This window comes from Capnocytophaga sp. oral taxon 326 str. F0382, from assembly GCF_000318295.1.
Taxonomy (GTDB): Bacteria; Bacteroidota; Bacteroidia; order Flavobacteriales; family Flavobacteriaceae; genus Capnocytophaga; species Capnocytophaga periodontitidis.
On sequence record NZ_KB291407.1, the window covers coordinates 145,996 to 162,542 of the forward strand.

Consider the following 16,547-nt stretch of genomic DNA (forward strand, 5'->3'; position numbering starts at 1 on the left):
TCCCCGATTTTCGTGTTAATAAAATATGATAATAATGCTATGAATTTATAATTACATCATTCCTGGCATTCCGCCGCCCATTGGAGGCATAGCCATTGCTTTATCGTCTTTGATATCAACTAAAGCGCATTCGGTAGTGAGAATCATACCAGCTACTGAGGCAGCGTTTTCAAGGGCAACACGAGTTACCTTTTTAGGGTCGATGATACCAGCTTTGAACATATCGGTATAAGTACCTGTTTTGGCATTGTATCCGTAAGCATCTCTTGAAGCATCGAGTACGCGAGCTACGATTACAGAACCTTCAACACCAGCGTTTTCTACGATAGTGCGCAAAGGAGCTTCCAATGCTTTGAGGATGATTTTAATACCAGTTTCTTCATCGGCGTTAGCAGGTTTAAGTTTTGCTAAAGCGTTTTTAGCACGGAGAAGAGCAATACCACCCCCTGCTACGATACCTTCTTCAACAGCGGCACGAGTAGCGTGAAGCGCATCGTCTACGCGGTCTTTTTTCTCTTTCATTTCTACTTCTGAAGCAGCACCTATATATAATACAGCTACTCCGCCAGAAAGTTTAGCTAAACGTTCTTGTAGTTTTTCACGATCGTAATCGGAAGTTGTATTTTCGATTTGAGCTTTGATTTGGGCTGCGCGTGCTTTGATATCTTCAGATTTACCAGCTCCATTTACAATGGTAGTGTTATCTTTGTCGATGCTTACTCTTTCGGCAGTACCGAGCATATCAATAGTAGCATTTTCGAGAGTAAATCCTCTTTCTTCAGCGATTACAGTACCCCCCGTAAGGATAGCGATATCTTCGAGCATAGCTTTGCGACGGTCGCCAAAACCAGGAGCTTTTACAGCAGCGATGCGAAGAGTACCGCGCAATTTGTTCACTACTAAGGTAGCCAAAGCTTCCCCATCGATATCTTCAGCGATAATCAAAAGTGGTTTGCCAGATTGTGCTACAGGCTCTAATACAGGAAGCAAGTCCTTCATAGTGGAGATTTTCTTGTCGTACAACAAGATGTAAGGGTGATCGAGTTCAGCTACCATCTTTTCAGAATCGGTAACGAAGTAAGGAGAGAGGTAACCGCGATCAAACTGCATACCTTCTACTACGTCTACGTAAGTATCAGTACCTTTAGCTTCTTCTACGGTGATAACCCCTTCTTTACCAACTTTCTCGAATGCTTGAGCGATAAGTTCTCCGATAGTATCATCGTTGTTAGCTGAGATAGAAGCTACTTGTCTAATTTTTTCAGAAGAAGAACCTACTTCTTTAGCTTGTTTAGCCAAGTGTTCTACGATTTTTACAACAGCTTTGTCGATACCGCGTTTCAAATCCATTGGGTTAGCGCCAGAAGCTACGTTTTTGAGTCCTTCTTTTACGATGGCTTGAGCCAAAACAGTAGCGGTAGTAGTACCATCACCAGCGAGGTCGTTAGTTTTAGAAGCTACTTCTTTTACCATTTGAGCGCCCATATTTTCGAGAGCGTCTTCTAATTCAATTTCTTTAGCAACGCTCACCCCATCTTTAGTTACTTGAGGAGAACCGAATGATTTGCTAATAATTACGTTACGTCCTTTAGGACCTAAGGTTACTTTTACTGCATTAGCTAATGCATCAACGCCGCGTTTAAGACCTTCGCGAGCGTCTATATCAAATTTAATGTCTTTTGCCATTTTTTCTAATTTTTAATGTTTAAGATTAGATAACTGCTAATACGTCGTTTTCACGCATAATGAGGTAGTCTTTACCTTCTAATTTGAGTTCAGTACCAGCATATTTGCCATAGAGTACAGTATCACCTACTTTTAGGGTAACAGGGTTATCTTTAGTACCTGCACCTACGGCTACAACGGTACCTTTTTGAGGTTTTTCTTTTGCAGTATCAGGGATGATAATACCTGATGCAGTAGTAGTTTCGGCCACTGCGGGCTCAATCACTACTCTATCAGCTAAAGGTTTGATATTCAATTTTGCCATTATTGTTTAGTTTTTAAATATTTGTTTACTTAGAAAGTTAGGGATAAGAAGTTAGGTGTTAGAAAACTTTGACAAAGTTTTAAAAACCTTGTCAAAGTTCTGTTTTCAACCTTTTGTTTAGTATTTTAATTCCCTTTATAAAAAATCGAAGAGGATATTTCAGAAAGTGTGCCAATCTGAAATAACTGACTTTTTGTCAGTTTAGTTTCCTGTATTAGAAGATGTGGCAGGAGTAGCAGGCACTTGTTGAGTAGCGTTGTTGTTAGCGGGTGCTTGCTGATTGAGTTGGTTTACTGGAGCAGCGGGGGTGCTGCCATCTAATAATTTAGAGTCGCCAGTCACACCATTATTATTGTTGGCTATTAAGGTGTTAGCAATAAGGATAAGCACAGCTAAAGCAGTAGCAAAAGTCCAAGTACTGCGTTCGAGGAAGTCGCCTGTTTTCTTTACGCCTCCTACTACTTGGGTGTTACCTCCAAAAGTAGAAGAAAGTCCGCCTCCTTTAGGGTTTTGTACCATAATAACCAAAGCGAGTAGTAAACATACTATCACAATGAGCACTAAAAAGATGTTAAATGTTGTCATTTTTCTTATAAATTATTTTGCTGTAATTTTTTAATATTTTCTATTTGGGCTGCAAAGTAAGCACTTTTTTTTGGATTTTTCAAAATTAATATTTCATAAGCCTGAATAGCTTGTTTGAATTTGCGCTGATTTACATATACTTGCGCCAATGTTTCGGTCATTAATTGTTTAGGGTCAGACTTTACTTCATCGGCTAAATTTACGTTGGATACATAATCTCTTGAGGCTTCAATCTTGGGATTGCTTTCTAAGAACTTATCGATGAGTTTAAATTTCTCGGCTACTTTATCGTCTTTGTAGGCGACTTCATTATGCTCTTCAGAGATGTTTTCTAACCATTGAGAGATGTTGTCAGCATCGGTTTTTGGTTTTTCTTCAGGTTCTTTAGCGATAAAAACATCAGCTAATTCTTGGTGATTTACCAAATCTTCAGGGAAGATAGGTTCTTCAAAAATTGATTTATTGGGTAAGTCGGGGCGGTAAGATCGTGGTTCGTGGTCGATATAACTTACTTTTGGTGGGGTGTTTTCAGTTTCTTCAGCTTCTTTGCGTTCACGGGCTTTGCGAATGCGCTCAAAATCACGGCGCAATGCTGAAAAATCAGGAATAATAGTTTTAGAGTTGATAAAATCAAACAATACTGATCGGTCGGTTACGTGTACAGCAGCGAGTTTTAGAGCTTTGTTGTATTTGTAATTTCCTTCAGAATGCAATATTTTGAGTTGTAACACCCTTGCTGCTTGAAAATAGGGATATTCCTTCACTATTTCATCGAGTTCATATACTTGATCATCGTTGATAGTGTAGGGATGTCTAATAATCTCTATGAATTCCTTTACAGTCAATGTGCTAATTTGTCGATTTATCAATATGCCGATTTGTTGATTTACCAATCTGCTAATGAGGCGTTGAAAATATCTTGGGTGATACGCTCGAATATCTGTGGGATAGCTTCGCCTTTTACTGAGTTGAATTGCGTAGCAGCAGGATAATCATAGTAAAAAGAAAAGCGTTTTTCAAAGTCTTTTTTATCTTCTTTATGATTAGTAAAGCGCACATTTACGCCTATGGTTACACGGTTTTGGGCAGCGGTTTGTCCTGCGGTAGCCGTCATAGGGGTAATGTTAAACTCTACGATTTCGCCTTCGTACACCAGGTCGCCATTGCGATCGGTAAGGCTGAGGTTGGTTTGGTTGTTAATCAAATCTTGTAGGGCGATGGTAAAATCGCGGTCGAGGCCAGGTTCTACCAAGGGAGCATCGTTGCGAAAGAAGTTTACTTGAAAAGTCTTTGCATCGCCTGTACTTCCTCCTGTAAAGTTGTAGATGCCACAACTTATAGCGGTGAAAGCCAAGAGTATATATAAGATATATTTCATTTTACCAATCAATTAGCGGGCAAAGATACGAAAATAATTACGAATGACAAATTACGAATGATGAATTTTTTTACAAGCGTTTGAGGGCTTGCTTGATAATTTCTTCTACTGAAAGCTCTTCGCTACTCGATTTGATAATGATATCGACTACTTTTTCGGCTTGTTTGCGCATAAAGCCCAATACTTCTAAGGCAGCAAGCGCTTCTTCTTTGTGGGAGCTTACAGCGTTCATCGGCACCTCTTCAAAGTCTTGGAGCTTGAGCATTTTATCTTTTAAGTCTAATATTACCCGTTGGGCTGTTTTAGCACCTATACCTTTTACTGCTTGAATGGTAGCAACCTCGCCATTGATGATAGCACTGCGCACTTGTGCAGCGGTAAGTGCTGAGAGCATCGTACGGGCAGTGCTAGCACCTACTCCCGATACCGAAAGAAGCAATACAAACACTTCGCGTTCGGCTTTGGTGAGGAAACCATAGAGTGTATGGGCATCTTCTTTTATTTGCAGATAAGTGTATAGCTTAATGGCTTCGCCTTCGGGTAGCGCTGAATAAGTATTCAGACTGATATTTACAAAATAGCCCACCCCGTGGCAGTCGATCACTACGTGAGTAGGGTTCTTTTCTACGAGTTTTCCTTGTAATTGTGTAATCATTAGTTCAAATTGTCGATTGAGTAGTGCAAAAGTACAAATAATTAGAGAATTAGCAAATTAGAAAATGAGAGAATTAGAAAATTAGCAAATGGGGTGCGAGTTACAAGCTTGAACTAGAAGAGATTAACTTTGCCAAAGGTGCGAGCCGCACAGGCAGTGTGAGCCACACGGGCTGTTAAATTAGCAGATTAGCAAATGTAGAGGGTTGAGGGATTCGGAAGATATCGGAGAAGTTCGGAAGAAGGGAGGGAGAGTTTTTAATAAAAAAAGGCTATGAGAAGGGTGGGGGTAGCTTATAGAGAGCTTATAGGAAGCTTATACGAATCTTGGACGATTGGTATAGGAAGGGTATATAAAAGGTTGATTCATAATATGATACAACAGTGCAAAAAATGTTAAAAACGGGGTTTCGAGGCGAAAGAAAGAGAATCCTCACCCCGTCCCTCTCCCAAGGAGAGGGGGAATGTAGTGATGAAAAAGTCGAAGGTAATGTGGTGAAAATATCTTCCTTCTCACATACTCAGCTGTTGCTGGTTATCTTCAAAGGGGGAATTAGTGACGGAAAGGTTAAATGTATTTAACTTTGCCAAAGGTTGTAGGACAACAGGCAATTAAGGAAAGACGGATATAAATTGGTAAATTGATAAATTAGCAAATTAGAAAATTAGTAAATTGGGCTATCGGCATATAATGGTAATGGCTCTTTCTTCGCCTTTTTCGTTGATGATACGCAGGGTGTGATTGCCTTTGGGGGCAAAGATATTCATTTCGTGAAAGGTTTCGGTGGTGCCGAGAAAAGCATCGTCTAAATACCAAAAAACCTTGCCTTCGCGATTGGCAGCCTTCGCTATAAAGGGTTGTTGCTCGCCTCCAAAAGTTTTAGTGGTGTAGAGTACGCTTTGGTGTTTGGGGTAAACGAAATCCAAGCCCCTTTGCAGATTGCCTTGTGTGCAATCGGGACGTAGGGGAGGAAGTGGCTTGTAGTGAATGTGTTGCTGTTTGTAATACCATTCCATTACGGGAGGTAACACGAACCACGCTTTGTTTACAATGTTTTGTGGAGACTCACACGAGGTGTTTACTTGGTACTGCTCGTCACGGTCGAGGTGTACGAGCTTATGATAAGGACATTGTCCTACTTCCTTAGGAGCGAGATTGCTGAGTACTGTTTGCTTAGTGCATTCGGGTTTGGCAAGGAAACCAGAATTGGCACAGACGGATACCTCGCGCAGGTCGTCTAAGGGTTCTGAAAACCACGAAGTAGGAGGGAGGGCGTTGAAGATACTGAACATTACCGGAGCGGCATAGGTAGCCCCTGTGAGGGTGGGACGTCCTTCGCCTGTGGCATTGCCTACCCACACAGCCACCACATATTGAGGTGTAGCTCCAATCGCCCACGCATCTTTATTGCCAAAGCTGGTACCCGTTTTCCACGCTATCTTGCGCGACGACTCGTAGTAGCGCCACGCTATATCATCGGTAGGGCGGTTCACTTCCTTCATTGCACTAAACATCTTGTAGAGCGCTCCCGCCCTGAGTGTAGGTAGTTCGCGAGTGTTTTTTCCGAAATCTAAGGGGGCAGTATCGGTATAACGCAAGTGCTGAAATTCCTTAGTACGATAGTGCTGGGTGCGCGCAAAGACTTCCGTTTCCGAAGCTAAATTGGTATACGCCTGTGCCAAATCCCACAGATTGCTCTCGGCACCTCCGAGGATAATGGAAAGACCATAATGGTCGGGGTGGCGGTTGATGTTTTTCAGTTGCAAGTGTTGTAACACATCGTAGAAACGATAGGTAGTAAACTGCTTTAAGAGCCATACAAATGGAATGTTTAGCGATTTGGCTAAAGCCATATCGGCAGAGACAGCACCTTCAAAACTATTGCTAAAATTCTGAGGTGAATAACCTCCTATTTGAGTAGGAACATCGGGTACTAACTGGGTGGGGAGGAGTTCTCCCTCGTGCAACATCGCTGCATAGAGAAAAGGTTTGAGCACACTACCCGTACTGCGAGGTGCGTGCACGATATCCACATCTTTTTGATGGTCGGTATCGGTAGGGGTATTGCCTACGTAGGCGAGCACTTTTCGTGTTTTCACTTCTACCACCAAAGCTGCCATATTATAGATTTCGGATTGCGAGTAGTGGGTGTAATACCCTGCTACAAGGCTGTTTACCTTCTCTTGCAAGTTTAACGACACCGTAGAGCTAATACGCTCGCCTTCTTGGGTTTTAGAAGCAAAAATAAGCAGGTGAGGCGCAAGTTGTGGAATAGGGTGAGGTTCAGCAGGAAGAGGTTCGAGAAGTGCCAAATCGTATGTTTCTTTATCGATGATATTTTTAAGGAGGAGTTTGTAAAGCAACGCATTGCGTTTCTGCAAGAGACGTTCTTGGTTCTTACCAGGAAAGATAAGGCTGGGTGCATTAGGGAGGACTGCCAATGTAGCCGATTGTGCCCACGAGAGCTGATGAGGAGCGACACCAAAGTAACGCCAGGCTGCCATATCGAGTCCCACAACGTTGCCACCAAAGGGAGCGTGAGAGGCGTAGAGTTTGAGAATGCTCTCCTTAGAATAGCGGAACTCCAACCGGGTAGCCCATATCATTTCAATGAGTTTCTCGAAATAAGTGCGCTGTTGGTGCTCACGAGCGATGCGTATCACCTGCTGGGTGAGCGTACTGCCCCCGCGCTGTACTTTACCACTGCTCACATTGCGATAGAGAGCCTTGACTACCGATATGGGATTTACCCCCCAATGGTAATAAAAATGAGCATCTTCGAACTGCAATACCGACATTTTAAAGCGGTAGGGCACACTGTCTACTTCAGGAAAACGCCATTGTCCGTCGTTTGCAATCTTAGCCCCAAGTAATTTACCCTCGCTACTTTCCAACACCGTGGCATAAGGTTGTGGGAAGAGCTGACGAGGTAGACAGAAAGCATACCAGACAAGGCAGCATAACAGTATTGCTGTTTTGATAGGGTGCTTGCGGACTTTTTGTTTTAGAAAATGAAAGGTATGTAAAAGACGTTTTTTCATAAAATCGCGCAAATATAAGGAAAAGTTTTTATATTTTGCACAAAGAGAGCACCATTGAGTGTCCGCCACCTACCACTTGCTGTGCGTTTTTAATATATCTAAAAGGAAGTATATGGTCGTTATCGCCGTGGTAGTGAACAAAATTCGTAGGGATTTCAGTATTTTGCCATCCTATAATAGCATTTATCGCCCAACGCAAAAAAGAAGTAGGAGTCTCTTCTAAAATACTTTTTAGCAGGGCTTTATCTTCAGGAATATCTACTCCAAACAGCCAATAAGTGAATGCATTAGCTCTTTTCATCAGTGAATAAGGCAAAAATTTGTGTAAGCGCAGTTTTCCTAAAAAACGGTACGATGGAGGCAATTCATCACGTGTTTTTGCTGAGGAAATCAAAATCACTTTTTTCACGGGTAATATTTTAGCGATTTCTACAGCCACCATCCCCCCGAAAGAGAGTCCTACAAGCACAGGATGAGGATACGTAATTCGTTGAGCGATGCGCTGGGCGTATTGAGCAAGTGTTTCAGTAGCCAAAGGCGGTATCCATTGGATATGTTCTACTTCAGCATCGCCGAAAGATAGGTTTTTAAAAACTCTTTCATCAGCACCCAAACCACTGAAAACATAATATTTTTGAGCCATAGAAAAACGATTTAGATAGGCAAAGGTAAAGAAAAGTTTGGTAATATCTTATTTATCTAATAATCTCTTCTTACTTTTATTGTTAAAAATATATAAGAGAGAAAATGTATATTGATAATGAAGTAGTTAATTTTCATATGTAAAAATAAATATCAAAATATTTGTGTAGTGTGAAAAAATGTTGTAATCTTGCCCTAAAATTAAGCAATTGTTCCACACTCTTATATTTAAAAAATTGATTCAGTAACTCATTTTAATTCTTATATACAATGAAAGTAAAATATTTTATAATTCTTATACCCCTTATAGGACTAATATCTCGTTGTTCCTCTCAAAATAAGGGTAATATTATTTTTTACGATACTGAAACGCTTTTTAAAGAAAGAACCTATTTGTCAGACAGTGCTTATGCTTATTATGCACATCACTATTATCTACTTCCCTACGTAGAAGAAGTTCACAAGTACAACACCAAAGTTCCTAAAGAAGAAATACTAAAGGTGATGAAAAGTATTGTTCCTAACACATTCGACCCTCAATATATAAAAAAACTCCAAAATGCATCAAGCAAAAATGAATTTGAACAGCTTTTAAAAGAAGCTATTAGTATAGAGGATTCTGAATATCAGTTTGAAAAATGCTATAGTGGAGAAAAAACTATAAACACACGCTTTTACGAAGTGGTAAATACAATGGGAAGTAGTGGATATGCCGAAGAATTTCCTTTTGAGCTAAAAAACGGGAAGCTTATTGCTTTAGAAAATTTAGAAGTTGTTGCCAATGCTATAGAAAAAAACTTAACTCAGCTTTTTAAACAAAGAGTAGCTCGTTCTCTAAGTTCTAAATACGGAGCTACTTTTATTAAAGGTAAAGAGTATCTATTGTTTAGTTATTGTAGGAATAGTAATAATTGTCCTGGTTATCAATTTGATATTGCAGTTGCTTATGATGTGGATTCTGGAGATCTATATTATGCGATAGGTGATTTTGGAGGAGAAAAAACTTCAGTACCAGCAGGAAATATATTTTGGAAGTATTTAGGGGTGTATTCTAAATCCTAAACTTTTATTGTTTAACTAAAAATTTATTTAAAAAATGAAATATTACATTACACTATTAATCTTTTTATCTATTTCACTATGTCTTGCTCAGAGCGATTGTAAAGCTATTTTAAAAAGTGTAAATACTTTGCAAAATCAAACAATTGCTCAAATGAAAAAGAATACAAATAAGGCTAAAAATGATACTTTGTTTGAACAATTTTACAAAGAAGCATATAACAAATTATCAGCAATAAGTACTGGAGATACTTATGAATTACCAACTTGTTTACAACCTTATGTAGATGAGAATACAAATACCTTTACTCCTGAATTTCAAAAATTATTAGATAATTATGGTTTGACGGATGTTTGGAACGGAGGATTTATAGGGTTTTATTTCCAAAAGGATTATTTGAATAATACTTTTAAAAACTATCTTTCAGAAGAAATGTTACTCTATTTGAAAACTACACAAATACGTCCGTTTATGTATGCCGATGCAGCTCTAATAATGAGTTGGAAAGAATTAGGTGTTTTAGTTTTCAACGAAAGTACTTTTATTAAGAAATTCCCTAATAGTAAGAAGATAGCAGAGGTAAAAGAAAATTACACTTCTGATGTAACAACTTTTATATTTGGCATAGATAACACTCCTTCTTCTGAAATTCCCGAAGCAAGAAAGGCAATGAAAACTTTTGTCAAGCAATATCCACAAGCTTTAGCAACTCCTATTGTAAACTTGTACTTAGAAAAAACAAAGAACTTGGTAAACAAACAAGGTAATATTGTAAAGCACGATGAATACCAAAAATTGGGTTTGCAAGAATTAATAACAAAGCAAATAAAAAAACAAGTACAATAGTTGTCAATCTCTTTATTCCACTTTGCCAAAGATTGTAGTTCAATACACTACAGCCTTTGGCAAAGTTTTTATTACACCTCATTTGCTATCCATAATTATTTTGTACCTTTGCCCTCACAAAATAAACTCTTATCTCTTATCTCTTATCTCTTATCTAAACGAAAATGTATTTAATATTCGATACTGAAACCACGGGTTTACCCCGCCGTTGGGATGCTCCCCTTACCGATAGTGACAACTGGCCTCGTGCCGTGCAGATTGCTTGGCAATTGCACGATGAGTGGGGCGCACTCATAGAACATCAGGACTTTTTGATAAAGCCCGATGGCTTTGATGTGCCTTATGATGCCGAAAAAGTACACGGTATCTCTACCCAATTAGCAGAAGCACAAGGGGTACCCATCGCCGAGGTGTTCAAAGCCTTCAACGAGGCACTCAGCAAAGCGCAATATGTGGTGGGACAAAATATAGGTTTTGATATCAATATTATGGGGGCTGAGTTTTACCGTTATGGGGTGGAGAGTCCGCTTACGCAGATGCCCGTAATCGACACTTGTACTGAGGCAACTGCCAACCTCTGTCAGATAGCTGGCGGAAAAGGAGGTCGTTATAAGTTGCCCACCCTCACCGAGTTGCACTCTTTCCTCTTTGGCGTACCCTTTGCCGAGGCACACAATGCCACTGCCGATGTAGAGGCAACCACCCGCTGTTTCTTTGAATTGATACGACGCGGTGAAGGCTTTCAAGAAGGTACTTTTAGCAACGACTATATCAAAGAATTTCAAGGACATCACACCTCACCTATAGGGCTTATCGGACTCAAGCACGTGAACCTCAAAGAGGCTTCCGATGCCTTGCGAAAAAGCAGTAGCACTGCGCAAACTACCGAACCTCACGCCGATGCTTCATTGTTAGAAAATGCGGTGTTTGCCCACCTCCATAACCATACACAACACTCTATATTACAATCTACTACCTCTATAAAAGACCTCGTAAAAATCACCGCTAAAGAAAAGATGCCTGCCGTAGCACTTACCGATAGTGGCAATATGATGGCTGCCTTCCACTTTGTGCAAGCCGTACAAGGGCATAACAAAGAGGCGGACGCTAAAAACAAAGAGGCTCAAGAAAAGGGCGAAACCCCTACCGAAACACTCATCAAGCCTATTATAGGTTGTGAGTTCAATATCTGTGAAAATCACTTAGATAAAAGCCGACAAGATAACGGCTACCAAGTGGTGATTTTAGCTAAAAACAAACAAGGCTATCACAATCTTACCAAAATGGCTTCTATCGCTTCTACCAAAGGCTTTTACTATGTACCTCGTATAGATAAGGCGATTGTAGAGCAGTACAAAAGCGACTTAATGGTACTCTCAGGGGGTATGAATGGAGAAATTCCTTCTAAAATACTGAATATAGGTACCAAGCAAGCTGAAGAGGCGCTCTTGTGGTGGAAAGAACAGTTTGGCGATGACTTCTATCTGGAGGTGATGCGCCACAACCAAGAAGATGAAAACCGCGTGAACGAAACCCTTGTAGAGTTTTCTAAGAAATATGGGGTGAAACTCATCGCTACTAATAATACCTTTTATCTCCATAAAAAAGATGCCAATGCCCACGATATTCTGTTGTGTGTGAAAGATGGCGAAAAGCAGAAAACACCTATCGGGCGCGGTCGTGGCTATCGTTTTGGAATGCCTAACAACGAGTATTATTTCAAAACTTCAGCCGAAATGAAGGCGCTTTTTAGGGATATCCCCGAAGCAATTCTCAATATTCAAGAAATTATTGACAAGGTAGAACCCTATGGCTTGGCGCGTGATATCCTCTTGCCTAAGTTTGATATCCCCGAAGAATTTCAGGTGGAAGACGACCCTACAGGCAAAAAAGGAGAAAACAACTATTTGCGTCATCTCACTTATGAAGGAGCTAAACGCAAATACCCTGAAATTACCGATGAAGTGCGCGAGCGTTTGGATTTCGAGCTTTCCATTATCGAAAAAACGGGGTACCCAGGGTACTTCCTTATTGTACAAGACTTTATCGCAGCAGCGCGACGTATGGGGGTATCAGTAGGGCCTGGTCGTGGGTCGGCTGCAGGCTCGGCAGTGGCGTTCTGTTTGGATATTACCAATATGGATCCTATTAAGTACGATCTCCTCTTTGAGCGTTTCCTCAACCCCGACCGTGTGTCTATGCCCGATATCGATATTGACTTTGAGGACTCTGGTCGCCAAGATGTCATCAACTATGTGATTGATAAGTATGGCGAGAGTCAGGTCGCACGGATTATTACCTATGGTAAAATGGCTGCCAAATCGGCTATCAAAGATACGGCTCGCGTGCTGGATGTACCTCTACAAGAGTCAAATAGATTAGCGGGCTTGGTGCCTAATGGAGTGTCGTCTTTAGGGAAGATGTTCGGTTGGGACGATAAAACCCTCAAAGAAAAAGTGCGCAGTGAAGAACTGTCAAAAGTAGACGAACTGAAACGTCTTTTAGCAGGAGAAGGGGAGGAGGAGAGTACCCAAACCATTCAGCAGGCAAATATTATTGAAGGTTCGGTGCGCAACACGGGTATCCACGCTTGCGGGGTGATTATTACCCCCGACGATATCACCAACTTTGTGCCCGTAGCTTTAGCCAAAGATTCCGACCTATTTGTGACTCAGTTCGATAACTCGGTAGTAGAGAGCGCAGGGTTGCTGAAAATGGACTTCTTGGGGCTCAGTACCCTCACACTTATCAAAGATACTATTGAAAATATCAAACAAACGCATAATATAGAGCTCGATGCAGAGGCTTTTCCGCTCGACGATAAAAAAACTTACGAACTCTTCCAGCGTGGTGAAACGGTCGGGATTTTCCAATACGAGTCCACCGGTATGCAGAAATATATGCGAGAGCTTAAACCTACCGTCTTTGCCGACCTTATCGCGATGAATGCTCTCTACCGTCCAGGCCCATTGGAATATATACCGAGCTTTATCAAGCGGAAACATGGTATTGAGCCTATTGAGTACGACCTTCCCGATATGGAGGAATACCTCAAAGAAACTTATGGAATTACCGTATATCAAGAACAGGTGATGTTGCTATCGCAGAAATTGGCAGGTTTTACCAAAGGTGAAGCCGACGTGCTCCGTAAGGCGATGGGTAAGAAACAAATAGCCGTGCTAGCCAAGATGAAACCTAAGTTCATTACCCAAGCCTCCGAAAAAGGTCACGACGCCCAAAAACTCGAAAAGATATGGGCAGACTGGGAGAAGTTTGCTGCTTATGCGTTCAACAAATCGCACTCTACCTGTTATGCGTGGGTGGGGTACCAAACTGCCTACCTAAAAGCCAATTACCCTGCCGAGTATATGGCAGCGGTATTGTCTAACAATATGAACGACATCAAAACGATTACTTTCTTCCTCGAAGAGTGCCACCGTATGGGTATCAAGGTGTTACCTCCTGATGTAAATGAATCGTTGTACGAATTTACCGTAAATAAAAACGGCGATATACGCTTCGGGATGGGGGCTGTAAAAGGGGTAGGAAAAGCTGCTGTCGATACGATTGTAGAACAACGCCAAGAGCGTCCTTATACCTCTATTTTCGATTTGGCAAAACGCGTAGATTATAAGAGTATCAACAAAAAAGCCTTTGAAAGTATTGCATTGGCAGGAGGTTTTGACTCGTTCACTAATGTACACCGTGCTCAGTACTTCCACGCCGAAGCCGATGGTATTCCATTCCTCGAAAAAGCCATTCGTTTTGGTACTAAATACCAAGAGAGTAAGAACTCTGCCCAAATGAGTCTGTTTGGGGGTGAGAGTGAAGTAGATATCCCTGAACCTGCGGTACCTAAGTGTGAAACGTGGGGCAACCTCGAGCAGTTGCGCCGTGAAAAGGAGGTGGTAGGTATCTATATCTCAGGACATCCGCTCGACGATTTCAAACACGAATTACACAATTTCTGCAATATCAGTCTATCGGAATTACAAGACTTGAATCCCTTTATTAACCGCGAACTTACAGTAGCGGGTATGGTAGCCGATCTGCAACATCGTACGGCTAAGAACGGAAAAGGGTACGGCTTTCTCACCCTTGAGGATTACGACGGCTCTTACGAGTTTAAACTCTTTGGAGATGATTATTTGAACTATCAAAAGTATATGGTATCTGGAGCGTTTTTGTATGTCAAATTCAAAGTAGTAGAAGGATTCCTCAATAGAGAAACCAACCAAAGAGGCGAACCTCGTATACAGTTTATGCAAATGATGCAGTTACAAGATGTAATGGAAAGTCTTGCTAAGAAACTTACTTTGCACGTAAATATTAAGGATATTACCCCAAAATTCATTAGCGATTACAGAGAGTTACTGCAAAAACACAAAGGTAACCAGCCTATTTATTTTGTGGTACATCATCAAACAGAGAATATCCATCTCAATATGGAAAATGGCAATTTAAAAGTAGCAATTACCAAATCTTTCTTAGACGATTTAGACAATTTATTAGCTCAATACAATCTCAACGATCGCCGTATCGAGAAAATTGTAGCTAAAAAAGCTGAAGAAACTCACGACGACGAGGAAATCGCAATAGAAGATTTAGGACTTTCTGATTAAAAAAATCTTCCTCATTCCTTGCTATTTGTTAATTATTTTGTACCTTTGCGCTCAAATTAAGGAAATAGCACAATGAAGTATCAACAAAAGAAAAAAGCAGTATTACTCCTTGCCGATGGCACTGCCTTTTATGGCAAAAGTGTTGGTTATGAAGGTACTGCTTTTGGCGAAGTGTGTTTCAATACAGGTATGACGGGCTATCAAGAAATTTTTACTGATCCCTCATACTTTGGTCAAATTATGGTAACTACCAATGCTCATATTGGTAATTATGGGATTGCCGCCGATGATTACGAATCAAATGGTATGAAAATTGCAGGGCTGGTATGCAGAAATTTTAGCTATGAAGCCTCCCGCTCCCTTGCTGAGGAAACCTTAAAAGATTTTTTAGACCGTAACCACTTAGTAGCTATTTGCGAAGTTGATACACGTGCTTTGGTCAGCTACATTCGCGACAATGGATCAATGAATGCTGTTATTTCCACTGAAACTGATGATTTAGCACTACTCAAAGCTCGTTTACAAGAGGTTCCTAATATGAAAGGTTTAGAATTGGCATCAAAAGTGTCGGTTACTGAACCTTATTTTTTTGGCAATCCAGAAGCGAAGTACAAAGTAGCAGCACTCGATTTTGGCATCAAGCGAAATATCTTGCGCAACTTGGCAGCTCGTGATATGTACATCAAAGTATTCCCGTACAACACGCCTTTAGCTGAGCTTAAAGCGTGGAATCCCGATGGCTATTTCTTGTCTAATGGGCCTGGCGATCCCGAACCGCTTACCGAGGTCATTGCTCAAGTAAAACAAATGATTGATGAGGATTTACCTATTTTTGGTATCTGCTTAGGGCATCAAATTATTGCATTAGCCAACGGTATTAGTACTTATAAAATGCACAATGGTCACCGCGGTATCAACCACCCCGTGAAAAATCTGCTTACCGGTAAGGACGAGATTACCTCACAAAACCACGGTTTTGCAGTGAATAGGGCAGAGGCAGAAGCTAATCCTAATGTCGAAATCACCCATACCCACCTAAACGACAATACCGTGATGGGTTTGCGCGTAAAAGGTAAGAAATGTTTCAGTGTGCAGTATCACCCCGAAGCCGCTCCAGGCCCCAACGATGCTACCTATTTGTTCGACCAATTTGTAGAAATGATAACTAAAAAATAATAATGAAAGAATTACTTACACCACAAGCACTGCTCACTAACCTAAAAGATGTGCGTGCCCTCACCCGCAAGGTGATTGAGGCTTTTCCTGAAAAAGACCTCTTTGAGTTCAATATTGCAAACTTGCGTCCATTTTCAGGAATGGTAGAAGAGTTTTTGAGAGTTATGGACTATCTTTTTAAAGAGAGATTTCAGGAGCAACACACGCTTTTCTTAGAAGGAGACTTTCCTACTACCAAAGCGGAAGTATTGGCTTTATGGGACAGAGCTACTGAAATTCTCGACCGTGAATGGCAAAAAGTAGGTGATTATACCCAACCGTTTACTATTTATCAAATGACTTTTAGTTTTGCCCAATGGATATTATACTTCATTGAAAACGAGAGTCACCACCGCGGACAAGGCTATACTTACCTCCGCGCTTTAGGTATCGAGCCTCCTTTCTTTTGGGGAAGAGAGAGCTTTAGTAATTAGCAAATGAGAAAATTAGTAAATTAACATCAGTTCGATATAACAGAGCATTGATTTACAGTTTTGTCACATAATATATTCA

At 40.8% G+C, this 16,547-nt stretch carries 13 protein-coding genes; 5 read left to right on the plus strand and 8 right to left on the minus strand.

Features of this window, described 5'->3' with window-relative positions:
* Positions 1-51: 51 nt before the first annotated feature.
* From groL to HMPREF9073_RS07620, 8 genes are all read right to left on the minus strand, one after another.
* Positions 52-1,686: a chaperonin GroEL gene (gene groL, locus HMPREF9073_RS07585; RefSeq protein ID WP_009750880.1), complete on the minus strand. Its 1,635-nt coding sequence runs from the start codon at positions 1,684-1,686 to the stop codon at positions 52-54.
* A gap of 25 nt (positions 1,687-1,711) precedes the next feature.
* Positions 1,712-1,990 (minus strand): co-chaperone GroES, encoded by a 279-nt coding sequence (groES, locus tag HMPREF9073_RS07590; RefSeq protein ID WP_002673428.1) that lies wholly within the window; start codon positions 1,988-1,990, stop codon positions 1,712-1,714.
* Positions 1,991-2,191: 201 nt separating this feature from the next.
* Complete coding sequence (gene secG, locus HMPREF9073_RS07595) at positions 2,192-2,575, minus strand: preprotein translocase subunit SecG (protein ID WP_009750881.1); 384 nt, start codon at positions 2,573-2,575, stop codon at positions 2,192-2,194.
* A gap of 5 nt (positions 2,576-2,580) precedes the next feature.
* Positions 2,581-3,420: a hypothetical protein gene (locus HMPREF9073_RS07600; protein ID WP_034555630.1), complete on the minus strand. Its 840-nt coding sequence runs from the start codon at positions 3,418-3,420 to the stop codon at positions 2,581-2,583.
* 41 nt (positions 3,421-3,461) lie between these two features.
* On the minus strand, positions 3,462-3,953 hold the full coding sequence (locus tag HMPREF9073_RS07605; protein WP_009419020.1) for an LptE family protein: 492 nt from the start codon (positions 3,951-3,953) through the stop codon (positions 3,462-3,464).
* 70 nt (positions 3,954-4,023) lie between these two features.
* Positions 4,024-4,608, minus strand: coding sequence for a Holliday junction branch migration protein RuvA (gene ruvA / locus HMPREF9073_RS07610; protein WP_009750883.1), 585 nt, complete (start codon positions 4,606-4,608; stop codon positions 4,024-4,026).
* A gap of 677 nt (positions 4,609-5,285) precedes the next feature.
* Entirely contained in the window at positions 5,286-7,649 is a 2,364-nt protein-coding gene (gene pbpC, locus HMPREF9073_RS07615) for a penicillin-binding protein 1C (RefSeq protein WP_009750885.1), read from the minus strand.
* Between the two features lie 28 nt (positions 7,650-7,677).
* Positions 7,678-8,292: an alpha/beta fold hydrolase gene (locus HMPREF9073_RS07620; RefSeq protein WP_009750886.1), complete on the minus strand. Its 615-nt coding sequence runs from the start codon at positions 8,290-8,292 to the stop codon at positions 7,678-7,680.
* Positions 8,293-8,561: 269 nt separating this feature from the next.
* Here HMPREF9073_RS07620 and HMPREF9073_RS07625 point away from each other — a divergent pair, with 269 nt between their 5' ends.
* The 5 genes from HMPREF9073_RS07625 to HMPREF9073_RS07645 all read left to right on the plus strand — a co-directional run bounded on the left by HMPREF9073_RS07625 (position 8,562) and on the right by HMPREF9073_RS07645 (position 16,468).
* Positions 8,562-9,353: a hypothetical protein gene (locus HMPREF9073_RS07625; RefSeq protein WP_009750887.1), complete on the plus strand. Its 792-nt coding sequence runs from the start codon at positions 8,562-8,564 to the stop codon at positions 9,351-9,353.
* Between the two features lie 151 nt (positions 9,354-9,504).
* Entirely contained in the window at positions 9,505-10,197 is a 693-nt protein-coding gene (locus HMPREF9073_RS07630; RefSeq protein ID WP_157453505.1) for a hypothetical protein, read from the plus strand.
* Between the two features lie 164 nt (positions 10,198-10,361).
* Positions 10,362-14,819 carry a DNA polymerase III subunit alpha gene (dnaE, locus tag HMPREF9073_RS07635; protein WP_009750890.1) on the plus strand — a complete coding sequence of 1,486 codons (4,458 nt, stop codon included), beginning with the start codon at positions 10,362-10,364 and terminating at the stop codon, positions 14,817-14,819.
* Between the two features lie 72 nt (positions 14,820-14,891).
* Positions 14,892-15,995, plus strand: coding sequence for a glutamine-hydrolyzing carbamoyl-phosphate synthase small subunit (gene carA, locus HMPREF9073_RS07640; RefSeq protein WP_009750891.1), 1,104 nt, complete (start codon positions 14,892-14,894; stop codon positions 15,993-15,995).
* Positions 15,996-15,997: 2 nt separating this feature from the next.
* On the plus strand, positions 15,998-16,468 hold the full coding sequence (locus tag HMPREF9073_RS07645; protein ID WP_009750892.1) for a DinB family protein: 471 nt from the start codon (positions 15,998-16,000) through the stop codon (positions 16,466-16,468).
* Positions 16,469-16,547 lie beyond the last annotated feature (79 nt).

What these genes read in the sequence shown, in the direction of transcription:
- groL (WP_009750880.1), bottom strand. Translation starts at nt 1,686, where the DNA reads ATGGCAAAAGACATTAAATTTGATATAGACGCTCGCGAAGGTCTTAAA.
- groES (WP_002673428.1), bottom strand. Translation starts at nt 1,990, where the DNA reads ATGGCAAAATTGAATATCAAACCTTTAGCTGATAGAGTAGTGATTGAG.
- secG (WP_009750881.1), bottom strand. Translation starts at nt 2,575, where the DNA reads ATGACAACATTTAACATCTTTTTAGTGCTCATTGTGATAGTATGTTTA.
- HMPREF9073_RS07605 (WP_009419020.1), bottom strand. Translation starts at nt 3,953, where the DNA reads ATGAAATATATCTTATATATACTCTTGGCTTTCACCGCTATAAGTTGT.
- ruvA (WP_009750883.1), bottom strand. Translation starts at nt 4,608, where the DNA reads ATGATTACACAATTACAAGGAAAACTCGTAGAAAAGAACCCTACTCAC.
- pbpC (WP_009750885.1), bottom strand. Translation starts at nt 7,649, where the DNA reads ATGAAAAAACGTCTTTTACATACCTTTCATTTTCTAAAACAAAAAGTC.
- HMPREF9073_RS07620 (WP_009750886.1), bottom strand. Translation starts at nt 8,292, where the DNA reads ATGGCTCAAAAATATTATGTTTTCAGTGGTTTGGGTGCTGATGAAAGA.
- HMPREF9073_RS07625 (WP_009750887.1), top strand. Translation starts at nt 8,562, where the DNA reads ATGAAAGTAAAATATTTTATAATTCTTATACCCCTTATAGGACTAATA.
- HMPREF9073_RS07630 (WP_157453505.1), top strand. Translation starts at nt 9,505, where the DNA reads ATGAAAAAGAATACAAATAAGGCTAAAAATGATACTTTGTTTGAACAA.
- dnaE (WP_009750890.1), top strand. Translation starts at nt 10,362, where the DNA reads ATGTATTTAATATTCGATACTGAAACCACGGGTTTACCCCGCCGTTGG.
- carA (WP_009750891.1), top strand. Translation starts at nt 14,892, where the DNA reads ATGAAGTATCAACAAAAGAAAAAAGCAGTATTACTCCTTGCCGATGGC.
- HMPREF9073_RS07645 (WP_009750892.1), top strand. Translation starts at nt 15,998, where the DNA reads ATGAAAGAATTACTTACACCACAAGCACTGCTCACTAACCTAAAAGAT.